This is a genomic window from Desulfosarcina sp. (assembly GCF_041551955.1).
Taxonomy (GTDB): Bacteria; Desulfobacterota; Desulfobacteria; order Desulfobacterales; family Desulfosarcinaceae; genus Desulfosarcina.
In genome coordinates, this window is the sequence record NZ_JBFELV010000003.1 from 22,031 (window position 1) to 40,517 (window position 18,487).

Below are 18,487 nucleotides of genomic sequence, written 5' to 3' on the forward strand. Positions count from 1 at the left end.
TCTATTTATTGAACGGCTTCGGCGATAGCCTCGAACGCACGAATCAGCGTAAAGTCGGTATCCTCATCCACCGGATCTTTTTGGGCGGACACCTTGGCGATGACAACCTCTCTTTGGGGGTCGACCCACAGCCACTGCCCATGAATGCCGATCGCACAGAAGGCGCCCGATGGGCTGCCCGATTGATACCATTGGCTACGGTAGCGGCCGGTCGGAAGCATATGGTAAAACTCGCCTACCTTCCACGGCTCACTGTCGCCGCCGCTGCGAATGTCCTGAACCCACCAATCGGGCAGTATATGATTGCCCCCCAGGCGCATGATTTCACCGAATCGGGCCAAATCACGGGGAAGCGCACAGATTCCGCCTGCCGTGCGCGGCGATCCGATCGCATCGACGGTTATATAAGCCCCGGCTTCAGCCCCCATGGGTTTCCAGATCAGGTCGGAAAACAGGCTGGCAAAATCCCGGCCCGAGGCACGTTCGACCAACCAGCCCAGAAGGTCCGAATTCGGTGACAGATAACGAAAGACCGCTCCATGGGGTTCAGGTGCCGGGCGGACGGATGCCAGAAATTCGTGTAGGGTGCCGGTATCTTCTCCCGGCTCGGCCGGGTTCCATAGCATGGCGCGCCGGTAGCGGGCGAAGTCGCCCGATTTGTCCAGGTATGCTTCGGAGAAAGACGAACTGACCGTCATGTCGAGCACATGGCGCACCGTGCAGTCACCATAGGCTGAACCGGACACCTCCGGGATGTACCGGGTCACCGGGCTGTCCGGGTCGATCCGTCCCCGGCCAACCAGGATCCCGGTCAATGCCCCGGTGAGGGACTTGCTGACCGAGAACAAAATATGTGGGCATGTCCCGTCATAACCGTTGAGATAGCGTTCAGCGACCAGTCGTCCCCCCCGCAGCACCACCAGTCCCCGGGTGGCGGTTGCGTCGAGCACCTCGGTCAATCGTCGCTGCTGCCCGTGCTGATCTTCGAACACGACGGCGTCTAGGGATGTCGGATCAGCTGAAAGGCCGCTGGGGCGCCCCGACGCGTCGATGAAGGCCACCGGGATGATCTGGTCCACACGATGAAAGGACTGCGTGCTATACGGTGCAGTCCGCCAGTTGGCCAGCGTGACCGTCGATTCCATGCCTTCCTCACGCCACGGTTCATTGATAGGGGGTTGGCACACCATATCATTAATTTAAGCCGTCAGTAGCCTGAAACGGTCCTGATGGGATCCACATCGGGGTCGCTGTCGGGATCGGAATCAATGCAAAGGCAGTGTCTGTCGATTTCGATAGCGATTCCGATGGATTCTCCCCATAGGAATACTTCTTAAGTCAACGACATCGGCTGAATGAAAACAAGAGGATCCGGCAACCGGATCCTCTTGTTTGTTTAGATGCCAGGTCATAACCGGCCGAACGGCTACTTGGTCAACTCCGTCCAAATAGCGGTGTAGTACTCGGTGGCCTCTTTGGAACAGGCGGGGAAAAACATGCCGGCATCCTTGAACTCGTCGGGGATATTGATCGCCGACGCGGTTTTCATCTCATCCGGCATGAACGCTTCCGATCCGCTGATGCCATTGGCGTAACGGGCAAAGATGGAATTCAGGGCGGCATTTTCCGGTGCCATGATAAAGTTCAGGAATTTTTTAGCATTATCGACGTTTTTGGCGTCTTTGAGCACAATCGCATTGTCCATCCAGATTTCGTAGCCTTCACGCGGGTAACCGAATTTGATCGACGGTTTTGCCAGTCCCGCACGATAGACTGCGCCATTCCAGTAGAGCGCCGCAGAAAAGTCGCCGCGCGGCATTTTTTCCGTCAGGCCATAGTCCATGGACACCCACTTCGGTTTGGCGGCCATCAAAAGGTCACGCGCTTTTTTCAAGGCGACCTTGTCGGTGGTGCAGGGCTCGCTGCCGATATACTTCAAGGCCATACCCATAACATCGCCCATTTCAGGCGCCATGTTGATCTTGCCCGCCAGCTCTTCGGGCGGGTCGAAAACGATGGAAGAGGTATTGATGTCGCCTTTATAAACATCGGTGTCCACCGCGATGCCAACCGTTCCCCACAACCACGGGACGCTGTAGCGGCGGCCCGGGTCGAACGATGGGTTGCGCCATTGGGGGGCGACATGCTTGAAGTTCTCCATCTGATCCGGACGAACCTCGAGCGCCAGACCCTCTTCGAGAAATACCTTCACGTAGTTGGCAGACGGGACCACGATATCGAAGCCGTGTCCGCCGGCTTTTACTTTTGCCAGAGCAGTCGTGTTCGAGTCATAGTCGGTGATGGTGACCTTGACGTTGTACGTTGTCTCGAATTTCTTGATCAGGTCGGGACTGGTATAATTCCCCCAGTTGTACAGGTTCAATTCACTTGAATGCACAACACCCGCAAAGAAGAGTCCGACTGCGGCAACGGCGGCAATAACCAACTTGATCTTCATTGTAAAACCTCCCTTGTTGTGGTTGGAATGCTACTGCTGATCTCCTTGATGTGAAAAGCCACTATTTTCCAAACTTCCTTTCGACGAAAAACAAAAGACACACCACCAATATGGACAGCCCGAGCAACAGGGTAGAGATGGCGTTGATTTCCGGCGTCACCACCCGGCGGAGCTGACCCAGCATGTAGGTTGGCAGGGTTTCTTGTCCGGATGATTTGACAAATTCGGTGATCACCACGTCATCCAAAGAGATGACGAAAGCCAACATCGACCCGGCAATGATTCCCGGCCAGAGCAGGGGCAGCGTGATGCGCCAGAAGGTTTTCCAGGGCGTGGCATAAAGGTCGGCCGCCGCCGTTTCCAGGATCAGATCCATGCCTTCCAGGCGCGCCCGGATGGGCAGGTAGGCGAACGGAATGCAAAAGGCGGTGTGGGCGATGACGAGGTAAACCATGCCCTGAATGCCAGTCAGCGATTTGATCATCGCAAAGAGGATCAACAGTGCCACCGCGGTCACAATTTCCGGTACCATCAGCGGCTGGTTGATCATGGCGTAGATGGCCGTCAATCCCCGAAAGGGAGGTGTGCGGGTTGTGCCCAGTGCGGCCATGGTCGCCAGTATGGTCGAATAGACCGACGCCTGGGCGGCCAGATAAAGCGAGCGAACCGTCGCATCCTGCACGGCTTCGTTCCCCCAGGCCGCAACATACCATTGCAGGGAAAACCCCTCCCACAGTGAAATGTATTTGCCCGCATTGAACGAATAAACAACCAGGGTAATAATCGGGGCGTAGAGCATCACGAAACACAGGCCGGCGATCGTGCCGAACCCGGGCTGGGCTTTCAGGGAAAAGGGCGGGCGTTTCCTGTTAAAATAGGTCATCGCACGTTCCCCGAATAGCGCTGTGTCGATCGGACATAGAATAACAGGGCGGCCATGACGAGGGCCAGCAGGGTGACGGAGAGCGCGGCACCCAGCGGCCAGTTGCGGCCTGCGCCAAACTGCAGCTCGATCAGGTTGCCCAGCATCATCTTCTTGCCCCCGCCCAGCACCCGCGGGGTGACAAATGCACCCAGTGACGGGATGAACACCAGTATGGACCCGGCAATGATCCCCGGTTTGACCAGGGGAATGATAATCCGGTGCAGCACTTTACGGCGTGTGGCATAAAGGTCGTAAGCCGCCTCGACCAGGCTGAAGTCCAGGCGCTCCATGGATGCGTACAACGGCAATACCATCAGGGGCAGGTAAACATACGTCATGCCGACCATGATGGCGAAATCGGTATATAGCATCTGGATCGGCGTGTCGATAATCCCGAGCATTTGCAGGCCGATGTTGATCAGGCCCTCGTTGCGAATGACTTCGAGTATGGCAAATGTTCGGATCAGCAGGTTGGTCCAGAACGGGACAGTAATCAGGAACAACCAGAAGCTGCGGGTTTGCCGCGGTCGGGTGGCGATGACATAGGCGGTCGGGAAGCCGACGGCCAGCGTGATCAAGGTGGTCATAAAGGACAGCCGGACCGATCGCCAGAGGATCTTCATATGCGCATCGGCCAACGTGGTTGTTCCATCGAAAATGTCACGAAAAAAAACCACATTGAACCAGGCATCGGTTGAAAACTTCCAGACCACACCGCCATAGTCACCGGCACTTAGAAACGAATAGACGAGTACAATCAACAGCGGCCCCGAAGCGGCTGTGCCCAGAACCACCAACGCAGGCGCACTTAATAGCCAGTTCCTCCTGGTTCTGTCTCTTTGGATGTCTCTGACCGGACCGGATGCGGTCTTCGTGTTAGTCACATCAGGACCTCAACATTTGAACGGACTCAGGCTTGAAAACGATGCTGACCGATTGTCCGGCCTTAAACGCTTCTGTCACTTTACATTGGTTTTGGCTTCGCGTCACGAACATCGACTCGTCCGGCAAGCGGATATGATAATGGGTATCCGTGCCCAAATAAACGATGTTTTCGAGTACTCCCTGCAGATCGGCCACGTCCTTCGATCCTGAAAAGAGTTGCGTGTATTCCGGCCTTACCACGACAGTCACGCTGCCGTCAGGATCCATGCCCTCAGGAATGGATACACTGACTTTTCTCCCCGAAGAAAGCTTTAACTGGGCGCGCCGCCCCTCCACAGCAAGAACCTCAGCTGAAAGGAAGTTGGATTTGCCGATAAAATCAGCCACAAAGCGTTCGCACGGTTGATTGTATATCTGTCGAGGGGTGCCGATCTGCAGGATCCGGCCAAGGTGCATCACCGCAATCCGGTCGGACATGGTCAACGCTTCTTCCTGGTCATGGGTCACGAAAATAAAGGTGATTCCGGTGTCGTGCTGCAGCTGCTTGAGCTCGATCTGCATCTCCTTTCGAAGCTTGTAATCGAGTGCTGAAAGCGGTTCATCGAGCAGCAATACCTGGGGGCGCGGGGCCAGGGCCCTGGCCAGGGCGACGCGCTGCTGCTGTCCGCCGGAGAGTTGGTCGGTGCGACGGTCCCGAAGCGCCTCCATCTTGACCAGTGTCAACATGTCGCCAACCGTTTTTTCAATGACATCATGTGGCTGGCCCAGCATCTCGAGCCCGAAGGAGATGTTTTTGGCGACCGTCATGTGCGGGAACAACGCATAATTTTGAAACACGGTGTTGACCGAACGCTGATTGGGCGGCAGATGTGAGATCTCCTCACCCCTGAGCATGATTGCCCCCGAGGTCGGCTGGTCAAACCCGGCAATCAGACGCAGTAGGGTCGTCTTGCCGCAACCTGAAGGCCCCAGCAAGGTAAAAAACTCATTTTCTTCGATGGTCAGTGAAATATCGTCAAGCGCCAGAACCTTGTTTTTGCCTTCACCAAACACCTTGGTGACGCGCTGGGCACTGATTGCCGCCGTCAAGGAATGGTCAGCATATTCTTGTCCTGTTCCTTGCTGTTCAACCATGCGGCGCCCTCTTTTTGTTACCGGCCGGTTTTCGTTTGTTTGCCGTCTTATTAGTATGTGTAAATCAAAGCTCTGCGAAATGATGATCGTAGCGCGTAGGTTGAAGGATAAGGGGGAAAAAGTGAGATCTTTCGTTCCACGCGAATGAGCATATCGGACCGGTATTTATGTGTCAATCCTCTTTTTGACTCAGTACAAAGGCCGCCCGGGAGAGCCGCTCATCAATGGGAGCGCCCGAATCGACCGAATATAGACCGATCAGCAGGGCTGACTGATCCCGGGTTCGATGGCAGCATCGCCTTATTCTGATCGGCAGGCGGCTGGATGCATGTTTGATTGTCGATCAAGAAACAACGGACGCCTTGACAAATGCGTTGCGGACGGTTGACAATGAATGCGATTCAATTTGATTATCGTTTTCTTCCTAGACCAAGCGTAGCGAACCATGATCCGGACGATTACCGCACTGTTTACGATTTTTTTCTGCCTGACCGCCTTCACACCGGTAGGGGCTCAGGATGTCGATGCGAGCCATCCCCTCGATGCACACCTGACCGACAGGTACACCGAAGATCTGGACGCGTTGCTGAAGAGAAAATATATCCGTGTCCTGACCACCTATAACCGGACCAATTTCTTCCTGTCCCACGGCAAGCTCCGCGGTTTCGAATATGCCCTGCTCAGGCAATACCAGAAGGCCTTGAACAAGGGTGTCACCCGCAGGGAGCTCCAGGTTGTGTTCGAGTTCATACCGGTCGCTCGGGATCGCCTGATTCCCGACCTGGTCGAGGGATACGGAGACATCGCTGCTGCAGGCCTTACGGTAACGTCGGAGCGGTTGAAACAAATCGATTTCACCAAACCCTATTTGACCGGCATCGATGAGGTGCTGGTCACGCACAAGTCGGTCGCCCCCATTCAAGACGTCACGGCGCTTTCCGGAAATAGCCTATTCGTTCGCCGGAGCAGCAGCTATTACGAGAGCCTCCTGGACCTTAACCGGCAGTTGGTTGCACAGGGGCTGCGGCCGGCCAAAATCGTTCCGGCAGATGAAAACCTGGAAACCGAAGACATCCTGGAGCTGGTCAACTCCGGAGCGATCGCGCGTACGGTTTGCGACAGCCACATTGCCGCCGCCTGGGCCGAGATTCTCACCGACATCCGGATCGTAGGCGATTTGACCTTTCGAAAGGGCGCAGATATCGCCTGGGCCGTGCGCAAAACCAGCCCGGCGCTCAAGATTAGCCTGGATCGTTTTGCCAAGAACCATAAGAAAGGGACTCGTCTGGGGAACATTCTGTTTAGGCGCTATTACGAACAAACGACTTGGATCAAAAATCCGCTGGCGGGCAACCCGGGGAAAAAATTGGTGGCTTATGCCCCGCTTTTCAAGGAATATGCCGCCGAATATGGCTTCGACTGGCGGTTGATCAGCGCCATGGCCTTTCAGGAATCCGGTTTCGACCACAAAAAAGTCAGCCCGCAGGGAGCGGTTGGTATTATGCAGGTCCGCCCCGAAACCGCTGCTGATCCGAAGGTCGGGATTCCGGATATCAGCAGCGTGGCAAACAACATCCAGGCGGGGGTCAAGTATTTGAAGTTTCTGCAAGACCAATATTTTAATGACGCGGCGATTCTTCCCCAGGATCAGGTGCGTTTCAGCCTGGCCGCATACAACGCTGGTCCGGGCAGAATGCGTCGGGCGAGGAAAAAGGCCCTACGCATGCAACTGGACCCCAACCGGTGGTTCCGAAACGTGGAAATGGCCATGCTGAAAATCGTCGGCCAGGAGACCGTTCGCTATGTCAGCAATATCAATAAATACTACGTCATCTACAGCAATGCCTACCAGCAGGTCGAGAAGCGGGAAGCGGCCATCCAGCGGGTTAAGAAATACCCATGATCAAATTCATCCACAGCGCCGATATCCACCTGGACAGCCCGCTGCAGCGCCTCGAAGCCTACGAGGGGGCACCCGTCGAGGAAATACGCCAGGCGTCGAGACGCGCGTTTGAGAACCTGGTTGACCTGGCCATCGATGAAGCCGTGGATTTCGTGCTGATTGTCGGCGACCTGTTCGATGGCGATTGGAAAGACTACAACACCGGCCTCTATTTTATCAAGCAGATCAAGCGGCTCAGCGAGACCCGGATTCAGGTGTTCATTGTTTCGGGCAACCACGATGCGGCCGGCAAGATGACGCGAACCCTGCCGTATCCTGACAACGTCCACGTGTTATCATCCAGAAAACCCGAAACCCAAATCATCGAAGACTTGAAAGTGGCGGTTCACGGGCAAAGCTTTGCACAGGTTGCCATTACGGACAACCTCGCACTCGACTATCCGGACCCGGTTCCCGGGCATTTCAACATCGGCCTGCTGCACACCAGCCTCACCGGTAGGGAGGGGCACGAAAACTACGCCCCGTGCTCGCTCGATGACTTAACCAACAAAGGCTACGACTACTGGGCCCTGGGGCACGTGCACCAGTTTGAGCGGGTTGCGGAGGATCCGCCGGTCGTGTTTCCCGGATGTGCCCAGGGACGCCACATTCGGGAGTCCGGCGCCAAGGGGTGTGTGCTGGTGACCGCGGAAGAGGGGACACCCCCTGAGATAATCCGCCACGACATCGATGTGATCCGCTGGGAACGGGTGCCTGTCGATCTGGACGGGGTGACCCGCGTCGATGAGATCATTGAACGGTTTCTGACGATCTTCGAAAACGTCATCGATCGGCATGATCCCAAACCGGTGATTGCCCGAGTGGAATTTAGCGGTGAAACAGACGTTCACGACCCAATCGCTGCCGACCCCGAACACCTCAAGAACGCGATCCGGTCCATGGCGATTGCCCATTTTGGTGACCGGGCCTGGATCGAAAAAGTAATCGTTAGAACCCGGCCCAAGGCCAGGTCGGTTGCCGATCCGGGGCCATTGCGCGAGTTGAGCGCGCTGGTGGACGACCTGATGTCCAATGACCCGGAATTACTGAATATAGGCAAGGCGTTGTCGACCCTTTTTCAAAAACTGCCGCCGGAATACCGCCAGGGAGACGCAAGGCTCCAGCCGGACGATCCGGAGCAGCTGCGCGAACTGGTGGCGCAGGCCCATGCACTGCTGGTGAACAGCATGAAAAAGGAGACCGCTGCGTCATGAAAATCAGGAGCATCCGGCTGGCCGCCTATGGACCTTTTACCGACGTGACCATTGATCTGCCCAATAGCGGAGCCGATTTTCACATGCTGTTTGGACCCAACGAAGCGGGTAAAAGCTCGGCCTTGAAAGCGATCCGGCACATGCTGTTCGGCATACCGGCACGGGAGCCGGTAAATTTTCTTCACGGCTACCCCAAACTTCGCGTCGGGGCCAGGCTGGTCAACGGCAGCGGCGACGAAATCGAGTTTCTTCGCCGCAAAGGGCGAGTCAAGACACTGCGCGGCCTTGACGATGAAACCGTGCTGGATGAGGCGGCGCTGGCTCCCTTTTTGGGCGGTGTCAGCCCTGAGGTGTTCGAGCAGATGTTTGCCATCGGACACGACGACCTGATCCAGGGCGGAAAAGAGATCATATCCGGCAAAGGCAACATCGGGGAGGCCCTCTTCGCTGCCGGTGCGGGCCTGGTCAGGCTTCAGAACGTTCAAAAGGATCTTGAAAGCGCATGCGGCGCGCTCTTCAAGCCCAGCGGGTCGACGCCATCGATCAACCTGGCGATCAAGGCGATCAAGACTGCACGCCAGGAGCAAAAGGATGCCTTCTTGCTGCCAAAGACATGGAAGGCGCACCATCTCGAGCTGAGCGATGCCCAAAATCGGATGGATAAAATAAAAGCAACGCTCGGGGACCACAAACAAAGGCAGGCCAGGCTCGCGCGCATCCAAGAGGCGCTGCCGTCGATTGCCCGCAAAAAAGAGATCGACAGTGCCCTTGTGGCTTATCGAGGGGTGCCGGATCTTGCGGAGGATTTCGGAGACCAGCGACGTGACGCGGAAAAAGAACTAAAAATGGCTACCCGGGATGTGGCACGTTCCCGGGAGGCCATCGAGAAAATCAACCGGGAGATAGAGGCCCTGCCGGTTCACCAGGCCCTGCTTGACCATGCCGCCGCCATCGAGTCGCTCCAGCAGGAGCTGGGCGGCTTTCGCAAGGCCCAGAAAGATCGGCCTGGACTCCACGGCCGCATGCGCACGCTGCAAAAACAGGCCGCCGACACGCTTGAGGAGATCCGCGCAGACATCTCGGGTGAAGCGTCCGGGGATTTCAGGCTGCCGCCATCGACCGTGGGTGAGATCCAGGAACTTGGAAAGGCCTACGAACGGTTGAGCGTCAGGCTGGAATCAGCCGCCGAGCAGCAGCGCAAACGCAAAATTCGGTTCAGCCAGCTGTTCGATCAACGCCGTGCGATGGTGGCGCCTGTGGATGTGTCCGATCTCGAACAGGCCCTGCAGGCAGCAATGGCCGCCGGTCCCATCGAAACACAGATAGAAGAGATGCGTACCATCAGCGATGCGCTCGAGGGGGACCTGAGCCGCACCTTGATACGACAGACGCTCTGGGCTGGTGCATTGGCGGACGTCGACCAACTGCCGCTGCCAACCCAAGCGACCATCGATCGGTTCGACGTCGGCTTTGACGCGTTACAGCGCACGCTTGAAAAACAGCGTGAGGCAAAGGCCTCGACGGAAGGCGAGATCGCCGGGACCCAGGCCGATATTCAAACCATTGATCGAATCCGGGAAGTTCCCACCGAAACGGATCTGAAAACCATCAGGGCCCTGCGGGACAAAGGGTGGGGGGTGATTCGACAGACCCTGGATGGCCAGGCGCCCCCACCGGAAGCATCCCGGGACTATTTAAGCCATTTTGAGGATGCCTCGGGCCTGTCGGATGCATTCGAAAAGAGCATGGTTCGGGCGGATCACGTCTCGGATCGTCTCCGGCGCGAAGCCGACCAGGTCAGCAAGAAAGGGTTGCTCGAGGCACAAAAAGAGAAGCTGGAAAAAGCGCTTGTCGATGTGAACGCTGCGCTTGAAACCTCTCTGGCGCAGCACCGTGAACTGGAAACCGGTTGGCAGCAGGTGTGGCAGCCGGCGGGCATAACCCCGCAAACACCGAAGGAGATGCGGGGCTGGCTGGCCGAGATTGGATTGCTGCGGGACAAACTGGTCGACTGGCAATCCGGAAAGCGCCAGTCGGAGACGCTTGCCGCCCGCTTGGCGGACCTCAAATCGGACCTGATGACCGCGCTCGAGGCCGCCGGGGTTCCCCGGGACCCAACGTATCCGCTGTCCGGGCTGATACGGACGGCCCAGGCGCACATCAAGGCCCAACAGGACCTCGAATCCGGGATCGACGCAGTCGACAAGGAATTGATCCGCCTCAAGGCGGAACTGGAAGAAGGGAAATCCACTGGTGCGGAGCTGGCGGATACCCTTTCCCGGTGGACGTCCAGCTGGGAAAAAAGTGTCAAAAAAATTGGCATCCGTGCCGATGCCAATCCGACTGCGGCGCTGGCCGTCATCGAGAGCATCCGTGAATTCAGGAACACAATTAGTGAAGCCGACGTGTTGCGCAAACGTATCGACGGTATCGATCGGGATTCGGCAGTATTCACGTCCCGGGTGGATGAACTGGTCGAGGCCCTCGCACCGGATCTCAAAGCCGAATCCAGGGATCGGGCAGCCGAACTGCTTAATGGCCGGTTGACCCATGCCCGCAAAGATGAGTCCCGGCACGCAGGCCTCGTCGAACGGTTGGAATCTTCAAAGAAAGAGCTGGAGGGTGCGCAGCGGCGACTTTATGAATGCGAGGCGCTGATCGAGTCCCTGTGCAAATCGGCTCATTGCGCCAGTGCCGACCTGCTGGCCGAAACGGAAAAACGGGCCCGGGAACGCAGGACCTTGGTTACCGATCTAAGCGGCATCGAGCAGCAGCTGCGCAGGTTGAGTGCCGGGGCAACGGTGGACGCCTTTATTGATGAGGCGTCGTCCATGGATGCCGACAGCATCGCGCCTGAACTTCAGGTGCTGGAAGAGGCAACCCAAGCCTTGGAAAAAGAACGTTCGGCGCTCGACCAGCAAATCGGCGCCCTGAACGCCAGGCTCCAACAGATGGACGGCAGATCCGCGGCTGCCAGGCACGCTGAGAATGCCGAGCGCCTGCTGGCCAACCTCGAGTCGGACGTCGAAAAATATGCCCGCTTGAAAATTGCCTCGATTATTCTTTCCCGCACTGTCGAGCAGTACCGTGAAAAGCACCAGGGGCCGCTGATCTCCCGGGCCAGCCAGCTGTTCTCACAGATGACCCTCGGCGCCTTCAGCCGGCTGCGGGCGGATTACGATGAACGGGGCAACCCGGTCCTGGTCGGCATCCGCCCGCAAAGCGAAGCCCAAGTAACCGTCGACGGCATGAGTGACGGCACCGCCGACCAGCTTTACCTGGCGCTGCGCCTGGCCAGCCTGGAGCAGTACCTGGAACGCAACGAACCGCTGCCTTTCGTGGTGGACGACATCCTCCTGCGCTTCGATGACGAGCGGTCCCTGGCCACTTTGACCGTATTGAGCGAACTGTCCCGAAAAACCCAGGTGATTTTTTTTACCCATCACCACCACCTGGTCGAATTGGTCGAAACGCGGTCACCGGACCTGGCCATCGCGCAGTATAGGCTGGGTTGAGGGTTCTGAGTTCTGAGTTCGGGGTTCGGGGTTCAGGGTTTGAGCTTTTCAGCTCACCCGCTCAATAGCTTATCGGCTATCTCCGTCAGTTGTTGTCCTGCTTCTGTTTCAGCATCTTCATCACTTGCTCCATCTGCTCCGGTGTCAACGTTTTACCGGAGGTGCCCATAGCGCCCATGTCGGCGTTCATCTGGCGATAGTCGGCGGGTACGACAAACAACTGTGGATCCTGACGGGCGACGACAATATTGGCGTATTCAATCTCGATATCCTGGCGAAGGCCGTTTTCACTGGCCGTTCCTTCAAAACGCAAGGGAATATTCTGCTTGTTGAACCAGGCATATCCAGAAAAATCCTCATCAGCCTTGTCGGTGGACGCGATCTTATACTTGGTGGCCTTCTGGCCGCCGACCGTCTCCGTGCCCATTTGGGTCATTTTAAGCTCCCCGTCGCGGATCATGCTCGCCGGGTCCTTCCGGGCCCCTGGATGCGCATTGGCCATAACCATCTTTTGATCGGGCATGAGCGTCCACATCTGGTCGTTGTCCCGGTCATTGATGATGGCCGTCTGGCGGCCGAAGCTGTAGATCTCCCGTCGCTCTTTCCCCTTGATGGAATAGATCTTCCCTTGGATGACATGGGGCTGGGGCGTGCCCGCCTGTTTGATGGTCATGGTCATGTCGGCCGAGAATTCCACTTTTGGGAAGGGGAACGTATCTACCGCTCCGGAAGGTGCCGCCAGGAAAAGGACCAGGGTTGCGAAAAAGGCTGTTTTTATCTGTTTTTGTATCATCATCGGATGTCCTCCATCTTTAAACGAATGCGGGTTTCTCGACGTGTAAAACAAAAAATAGACATTCAGGCGGTAAAATCAATCTTGATCCCGCGGTGGTGTGGCACGGTGAATCCGCGAACAGACGATAGGAGTTGATTTTCGGTAAACGGTGCACCAGAAAATGCCAAGCGGGCACCATAAGCCGATCGGCAAGGGTCGCATATGATTCCGGATTCGGAATTCGCTGATTGGCGGCAATGCATCCAATGGACAGAAATGCGGTATTGGAGATGTCTCTGGCAGCCGAATCACCGCGGTCTTCAAAGCGGCGCCACAGGTCGTTCAGTGCTGCTTGCGATGGCTCTTGAACACCTCCCAGGGCAACGGTGGCCCGGATGCGGTTAAGATGGTCAGCCGTTGAGTCTTTCACTAAAGTAACCAGCGCCCTTTGCGCTGCCTCATGCCCGGCCAATTCTAACAGGTGAATCAGATCCGCTGCGGTACGATCGGTCCGATGATGTTGAGCGATCAATTCAGGGATGCGATCGGAAAGCTCAGGGTATTGTTCGATCAGCGCACGCAATTGGTGCCTGGCAGACAAGGGCTCTTGTGCGCCAAGAATAAATGCGTCGATTACATCATTCAGTGCCTCACCGGCTTGTCTGATTTCATCAATACTTAACCTTTCCTTTATGGGGTGATCCAAATTGCCTGGGAAGGTATGACTCAATGGCAATCCCTGTATGGAAAAAATTAACGTAAAACAGGCTGGACAACGCCTGATCCAGGGACGAGTCAGAGGATCCGGAAACATCAAGATTTGCCGGTGACAATTGAAATCCCACTTTGACCTGTGCGCCGGTTACCTCAAAAACGCGCATGTGCAGCGTTCCCGACAACTTATGACTGATTGAATTAGAAGGTGGAGGGGCATTTCCCAGGGTGATGTCTGACCGCATTTCAAGCTGGTATGCTTGACGGTTACCGGTTGTCCAGTTTATGTTGGCCTTTGGGGAAGATTTAAATGTGCTGTTCGATTCAACCGGTGAAACCGAAGCGGATGTTGGCGGCCTAAATCTAAATACGCCCATACATATGATGATGATTGACGCGGTAGCAAGACCATACCGGAACGCTTTCATCCCGCCCCCCCATGATAATATGCTGTACGCCGACTATCGTGCCTTGCCCCAAAAATATCCCCGCCAGGGCCCAGGGGCCGGGGCTTTCAGTCCGGGCCCGGATTTTCGTGATTTCTAATTTCTCGTTGTAGACTTAATTAACCGCAAAAGGAGTCCCTTGGCTCTTTGAAAGGATCGTGTCTGTACGTGAGAAAGATTGCCAATTGACCAAGGTCTGGCTAACGGTTTGTTGATTCACCCCGCAAGGGTACCAGTATGACCACCAACTGCGGCCGCCCTTGCACCACTTTACACCATCTGGGTAGGAGGCATACAGGGCGACCTTGCCTGTCGGTCCGTCAAGTTCGTTATAGATGTCCTCGTTTAACGTGCCGGACAGCAGGAAGGCGCCGCCACCAGCGTCTGTCAGGGTCATGTCGGCCGATGCCTCACCTGTAAACGCATCCGAAATAAGTGTTATATCCGCCGTGATACCGCCACTTGCGACAAGAAGCTTTACTTCAGCCGTAACGCTGCCGTCCACAGCTACATAGGGAGCGGCACTTGTCAAAAAGTTATCTTCCATTTTACCGTCGACAACGAAACCAAGCGTACCGGTCGCCTCCGCACTAACCGATAAGGGTACAATCCCCAGCCAGAACAAGGTCGTGTATGATTTGGATTTTGAAACACTCCAATCCTTTTCCCACGCAAAACCGGCATCACCGGATTGACTGTACAAGGTTTGGCCGGCAAATTGAAAATCCAGATTGAACCCGGAGTCCTGAGCAGACGGTGGGGTCGCCTGCCCAAACGCCTCAAACTTAGCGAAGTCAAACGTATTGCCAAAAAGGGTCAACGGAACACGTCCCAAAACATGTCCGACGGCTCCATTCGTATCCAGTGACGCCAGCGCGCTGAATTTTACGCCTGTTCCAAAATACCTGCTTGCAAACATTTTATTGTATTCTTTGGAAAAATAGAGGCCGGCGCTGTTGCTGGCCAAGGGTGTTACGATCGATCGAACATCGACCAAATCACTTCCCAAGGGGCTCTAGGGTTCTATCTCTGCGGGGGTAAAAATATTCAGGCTGGCCACCATGGTGTTGTCGTCAACCAAGGGATCTTCGTGTTCGGTGATGTTATTCTGCGCATCAACCGACACTTTTACATTAAACGTATTGTCAGCTCCACCGACAACTTGATTTTCAATCAGTGCACGCACGCCATCAGGAATATGTGCACCGAGGTGCACGGATGTTGGTTCACCCGGGCTGATGGTTGCCACGACAAGTTGATGCTCATACTGTGATGTCTCGGAATTCCAAATCTCCACAGGCTCACATCCCGACCCGGGGACTTCAATACACATCGTAAGAAGGACATCCGCAACGTCAGCGATCCCGCTAATTGAAAGTTTTGCGGTAGCACCGAAATCTTCCACATCGGGGTCAGTGGGTTCAGGCGGGTACGGATCTCCCGGGAGGTAATCAATGACTTCCTCTTCGGACCCGAGTAAAACAGCGTCTCGATCCAGGATTACACTTTCCAAAACAATATTGGGTGTCTTCGTTGCTATTGTGTCGTTGGCAATCTGGATCTCGCCACTAATATAAACCGAATTATTTTTACCCTCATCGATTTCAGCAATTGCATTGGCAGGGTCGACATGTACAATGATGTAGTATTCGCCTGCGGGAACGTCTTCCGGCACATCCATCGTTGCATGGTAAGGGTGATTTCCAGCCTTTAAGGATGCGAACGTTATACTTCCCCAATGGTATTGTTCGACTTCCGCTTGGCCTGTTTCGACTTGGACCGTTTGGATCGAATGGTAGGATGCCTGGACGTCAGCGTCATTGCCTTCAGCCGCGTCGGCTTGGCCTTTATTGAGCAGGTAAAATGAAACCGGGACATCGGTAACGTCTTCAACTGAGCTAATCCCAACGGTCATATTAACGGGATACCCGGCCTGCGTATCGGAAGTTAAAACTTGAGTTTCGTGGGATTCGAGGCTGGGTAGCACGACGCCATCACCGCTGACGCCATCCGAACCGGAATCCAAACACCCGACGGCGAAAAACAGGATCATCAATAGGGTCAAAAGCAATCGACCCAACGCACCGATGCCAATCGATACTTTAGTCATGGTTGCTTCCAAAGTGATCTCCCTGTAAATTGGTTTTTCTTGTCCCGGCCCGAAATAGGCTGATAAAAGGTCCTTCGACATCGGCCGGATGATTATCACCTGACCCAATCAGGACTGAGTTCAGGGAAATGCCCCCTGCCGGGGTCGTATCGTTCCGGTCGGATTGGATTGGCATCGGAAAGAAACCAGGGTGCCGGAAGGCGATAGGCCTTGATTAACAAAAAAAGACCGCTATACTCGGGAAGACAAACGGACAAATTTAATATTAAAGGTCATCCTCACATGAAAATTACGGAAAAAGTAAAACACGAAGGGGTGGTTCTGGATGGAGGCATGGGATCCATGCTTATCTCCCGGGGGCTCCAGGGGGGCGATTGCGCAGAAAAATGGAATATTGACCACCCTGAGGTTATACGGGAAATACACCAGGCATATTTTGATGCGGGGGCAGATGTGGCAACCGCCAATACCTTCGGCGCCTCATCCTTTAAGCTGGAAAAAATGGGCGTCAAGGAGGGTGTTGAGATCATCAACACAGAAGCGGTTAATAACGCAAGGGCGGCGGCGAAACCGGGACAATACGTAGCAGGGGATTTAGGTCCCGTGGGGGAGATGCTTGCCCCCATGGGCAGCATGACGGTCGAGAGGGCCAAAGCCATCTATGTCCACCAGGCCGGAATGATCGAGGCAGCCGGCGTGGATCTGTTTCTTATCGAAACCATCTTTGACCTTAACGAAGCCATCGCTGCATTGGAGGCGGTGCAGACGGTCTCTTCCAAACCGGTGTTTTGTTCCCTCACATTCAATCAAACGAAAAAGGGCTTTTTTACCTTAATGGGCAATCCGGTTGACGTGAGCATGCAGCGGCTTCGCGATGCAGGTGCGGCAGCAGTGGGTGCCAATTGCTCGCTGGGCAGTGACCGTATGATCGGTCTGGCGAAACAGATCAGAGAGAGTGTTGAAATCCCCGTCATCGTCCAGCCCAACGCAGGCATGCCCCAGACCAGGCCCGATGGAATTGCATTCTATCCCGAGGATGAGAACCTTTTTGCCAAAAACATAAAGAAAATAAAGGCGCTCGGCGTCGACATCGTGGGCGGCTGCTGCGGTACGACACCGGCGTTCATCAACAAGATCAGGGCGTCCATTTGAGTTTGATGAAATCGGAGAAGGCATGTTCGAAAACATCCTGGCCGCAAAAAAACGACTAAACGGGTACGCCCATGTAACGCCAATCATGGTTTCCCGGACCCTGAACCGGATGGTTGGTGCGGACGTTTTTTTTAAATGTGAAAATTTCCAGAGGATCGGCGCTTTCAAGTTTCGCGGTGCATTCAACAGCATCTCGCAACTTTCAGAACCGGAGAAAGCACGTGGCGTGATCACTTACTCCTCGGGCAATCACGCCCAGGCGGTCGCTTTAGTCGGACGGATGCTGAATGCCAAAACGACCATCGTGATGCCTAACAATGCCCCGGCAACCAAACGGGCCGCCACCGAAGCATACGGCGCAACCATTCTTGACTACGACCCTGCCAAAGCCAATCGTGAAGACATCGCCGGGGAACTCGAAAGCGAGCATGGTTATGTGATGATTCCACCGTTTGACCACCTGGACGTGGTCGCAGGCCAAGGTACGGCCGCTTTGGAGATGTTCGAAGCGGTTGGCCATCTCGACATGCTTTTGGTGCCCTGTGGCGGCGGCGGGCTGTTGAGCGGTTGTGCAGTTGCGGCAAAAGGGGCCTCGGGGAATTGCAAAACAATCGGCATCGAACCTGCGCTTGCCGATGATGCGACCAGGTCTTTTCATTCCAAAATACTTCACCGGATCGACAACCCGCCTACGATTGCCGATGGAACCCGCACCCCGTCATTGGGAAAAATTACTTTCCCTTTGGTCCTTGAATATGTAGACGATATGAAAACGGTTTCGGAGCAGGCGATTATCGAAGCGGTGAAATTTCTGTTTTACCGGATGAAACTGGTTGTTGAACCGTCAGGCGCACTCGGATTGGCGGCCCTGCTCAGCCGGGCGGTGGCGCCGAAAGGCAGGATTGGAGTCATTTTGAGTGGCGGCAATATTGATTCGGCGACAATGATTAAAGTATTGTCGTCTTGATGGGGATGCATCGAAGCGGGCGGAAGCGGGATGTATGTCTTCAATATATGTTTACAGGCCCTGCCAACCATGACTGATCATAACATAAAGCAGTGCCCGACATGTGGCCAGCAGTTGCGGTTTCCTGAGAATATCGGCGGGATGCTCATGGCCTGTCCTTCATGTGGCACGAAATTCCAGTCCGATTTCAAGCTGGGTCGTACCGGGAAAAGTGACCATCGTAACCTGTTGATCAAGGTCTTCGAGATGC

At 55.3% G+C, this 18,487-nt stretch carries 14 protein-coding genes; 5 read left to right on the forward strand and 9 right to left on the reverse strand.

The window, feature by feature from the left end; genetic code table 11:
• Window positions 1–5: 5 nt before the first annotated feature.
• From ABYV26_RS00685 to ABYV26_RS00705, 5 genes are all read right to left on the reverse strand, one after another.
• The gene (locus ABYV26_RS00685) at window positions 6–1,145 is read right to left on the reverse strand and encodes a serine hydrolase domain-containing protein (protein WP_372677185.1); all 1,140 of its coding nucleotides are present in this window, start codon (window positions 1,143–1,145) and stop codon (window positions 6–8) included.
• Window positions 1,146–1,426: 281 nt separating this feature from the next.
• Entirely contained in the window at window positions 1,427–2,458 is a 1,032-nt protein-coding gene (locus tag ABYV26_RS00690; protein ID WP_372677187.1) for an extracellular solute-binding protein, read from the reverse strand.
• Between the two features lie 61 nt (window positions 2,459–2,519).
• Window positions 2,520–3,341 carry an ABC transporter permease gene (locus ABYV26_RS00695; RefSeq protein WP_372677189.1) on the reverse strand — a complete coding sequence of 274 codons (822 nt, stop codon included), beginning with the start codon at window positions 3,339–3,341 and terminating at the stop codon, window positions 2,520–2,522.
• On the reverse strand, window positions 3,338–4,267 hold the full coding sequence (locus ABYV26_RS00700; protein WP_372677191.1) for an ABC transporter permease: 930 nt from the start codon (window positions 4,265–4,267) through the stop codon (window positions 3,338–3,340). The genes ABYV26_RS00695 and ABYV26_RS00700 overlap by 4 nt, the downstream gene beginning before the upstream one ends.
• 1 nt (window position 4,268) lies before the next feature.
• Complete coding sequence (locus ABYV26_RS00705) at window positions 4,269–5,402, reverse strand: ABC transporter ATP-binding protein (protein WP_372677193.1); 1,134 nt, start codon at window positions 5,400–5,402, stop codon at window positions 4,269–4,271.
• A gap of 445 nt (window positions 5,403–5,847) precedes the next feature.
• On the opposite strand from ABYV26_RS00705, the gene ABYV26_RS00710 reads away from it, so the two are divergent.
• Genes ABYV26_RS00710 through ABYV26_RS00720 form a run of 3 tightly spaced genes read left to right on the forward strand, consistent with a single transcriptional unit; the run spans window position 5,848 to window position 12,073 of the window.
• Entirely contained in the window at window positions 5,848–7,305 is a 1,458-nt protein-coding gene (locus tag ABYV26_RS00710; RefSeq protein ID WP_372677195.1) for a transglycosylase SLT domain-containing protein, read from the forward strand.
• Window positions 7,302–8,558: an exonuclease SbcCD subunit D gene (locus tag ABYV26_RS00715; protein WP_372677197.1), complete on the forward strand. Its 1,257-nt coding sequence runs from the start codon at window positions 7,302–7,304 to the stop codon at window positions 8,556–8,558. The genes ABYV26_RS00710 and ABYV26_RS00715 overlap by 4 nt, the downstream gene beginning before the upstream one ends.
• Window positions 8,555–12,073, forward strand: coding sequence for an AAA family ATPase (locus tag ABYV26_RS00720; RefSeq protein ID WP_372677199.1), 3,519 nt, complete (start codon window positions 8,555–8,557; stop codon window positions 12,071–12,073). Before ABYV26_RS00715 ends, ABYV26_RS00720 begins: the two co-directional genes overlap by 4 nt.
• An 85-nt stretch (window positions 12,074–12,158) precedes the next feature.
• Here the strand turns inward: ABYV26_RS00720 and ABYV26_RS00725 are convergent, their stop codons facing one another.
• From ABYV26_RS00725 to ABYV26_RS00740, 4 genes are all read right to left on the reverse strand, one after another.
• Window positions 12,159–12,869, reverse strand: a complete 711-nt coding sequence (locus ABYV26_RS00725; RefSeq protein ID WP_372677201.1) for an outer membrane lipoprotein carrier protein LolA — start codon at window positions 12,867–12,869, stop codon at window positions 12,159–12,161.
• A gap of 16 nt (window positions 12,870–12,885) precedes the next feature.
• Complete coding sequence (locus ABYV26_RS00730) at window positions 12,886–13,578, reverse strand: hypothetical protein (RefSeq protein WP_372677203.1); 693 nt, start codon at window positions 13,576–13,578, stop codon at window positions 12,886–12,888.
• 545 nt (window positions 13,579–14,123) lie between these two features.
• Complete coding sequence (locus ABYV26_RS00735) at window positions 14,124–15,005, reverse strand: hypothetical protein (RefSeq protein WP_372677205.1); 882 nt, start codon at window positions 15,003–15,005, stop codon at window positions 14,124–14,126.
• A gap of 18 nt (window positions 15,006–15,023) precedes the next feature.
• Window positions 15,024–16,199, reverse strand: coding sequence for a CARDB domain-containing protein (locus ABYV26_RS00740; RefSeq protein ID WP_372677207.1), 1,176 nt, complete (start codon window positions 16,197–16,199; stop codon window positions 15,024–15,026).
• A 201-nt stretch (window positions 16,200–16,400) separates the two neighbouring features.
• Here ABYV26_RS00740 and ABYV26_RS00745 point away from each other — a divergent pair, with 201 nt between their 5' ends.
• Window positions 16,401–17,270, forward strand: coding sequence for a homocysteine S-methyltransferase family protein (locus ABYV26_RS00745; protein WP_372677209.1), 870 nt, complete (start codon window positions 16,401–16,403; stop codon window positions 17,268–17,270).
• A gap of 22 nt (window positions 17,271–17,292) precedes the next feature.
• Complete coding sequence (locus ABYV26_RS00750) at window positions 17,293–18,237, forward strand: threo-3-hydroxy-L-aspartate ammonia-lyase (protein WP_372677211.1); 945 nt, start codon at window positions 17,293–17,295, stop codon at window positions 18,235–18,237.
• Window positions 18,238–18,487 lie beyond the last annotated feature (250 nt).

What these genes read in the sequence shown, in the direction of transcription:
- ABYV26_RS00685 (WP_372677185.1), bottom strand. Translation starts at nt 1,145, where the DNA reads ATGGAATCGACGGTCACGCTGGCCAACTGGCGGACTGCACCGTATAGC.
- ABYV26_RS00690 (WP_372677187.1), bottom strand. Translation starts at nt 2,458, where the DNA reads ATGAAGATCAAGTTGGTTATTGCCGCCGTTGCCGCAGTCGGACTCTTC.
- ABYV26_RS00695 (WP_372677189.1), bottom strand. Translation starts at nt 3,341, where the DNA reads ATGACCTATTTTAACAGGAAACGCCCGCCCTTTTCCCTGAAAGCCCAG.
- ABYV26_RS00705 (WP_372677193.1), bottom strand. Translation starts at nt 5,402, where the DNA reads ATGGTTGAACAGCAAGGAACAGGACAAGAATATGCTGACCATTCCTTG.
- ABYV26_RS00710 (WP_372677195.1), top strand. Translation starts at nt 5,848, where the DNA reads ATGATCCGGACGATTACCGCACTGTTTACGATTTTTTTCTGCCTGACC.
- ABYV26_RS00715 (WP_372677197.1), top strand. Translation starts at nt 7,302, where the DNA reads ATGATCAAATTCATCCACAGCGCCGATATCCACCTGGACAGCCCGCTG.
- ABYV26_RS00720 (WP_372677199.1), top strand. Translation starts at nt 8,555, where the DNA reads ATGAAAATCAGGAGCATCCGGCTGGCCGCCTATGGACCTTTTACCGAC.
- ABYV26_RS00725 (WP_372677201.1), bottom strand. Translation starts at nt 12,869, where the DNA reads ATGATGATACAAAAACAGATAAAAACAGCCTTTTTCGCAACCCTGGTC.
- ABYV26_RS00740 (WP_372677207.1), bottom strand. Translation starts at nt 16,199, where the DNA reads ATGTCGAAGGACCTTTTATCAGCCTATTTCGGGCCGGGACAAGAAAAA.
- ABYV26_RS00745 (WP_372677209.1), top strand. Translation starts at nt 16,401, where the DNA reads ATGAAAATTACGGAAAAAGTAAAACACGAAGGGGTGGTTCTGGATGGA.
- ABYV26_RS00750 (WP_372677211.1), top strand. Translation starts at nt 17,293, where the DNA reads ATGTTCGAAAACATCCTGGCCGCAAAAAAACGACTAAACGGGTACGCC.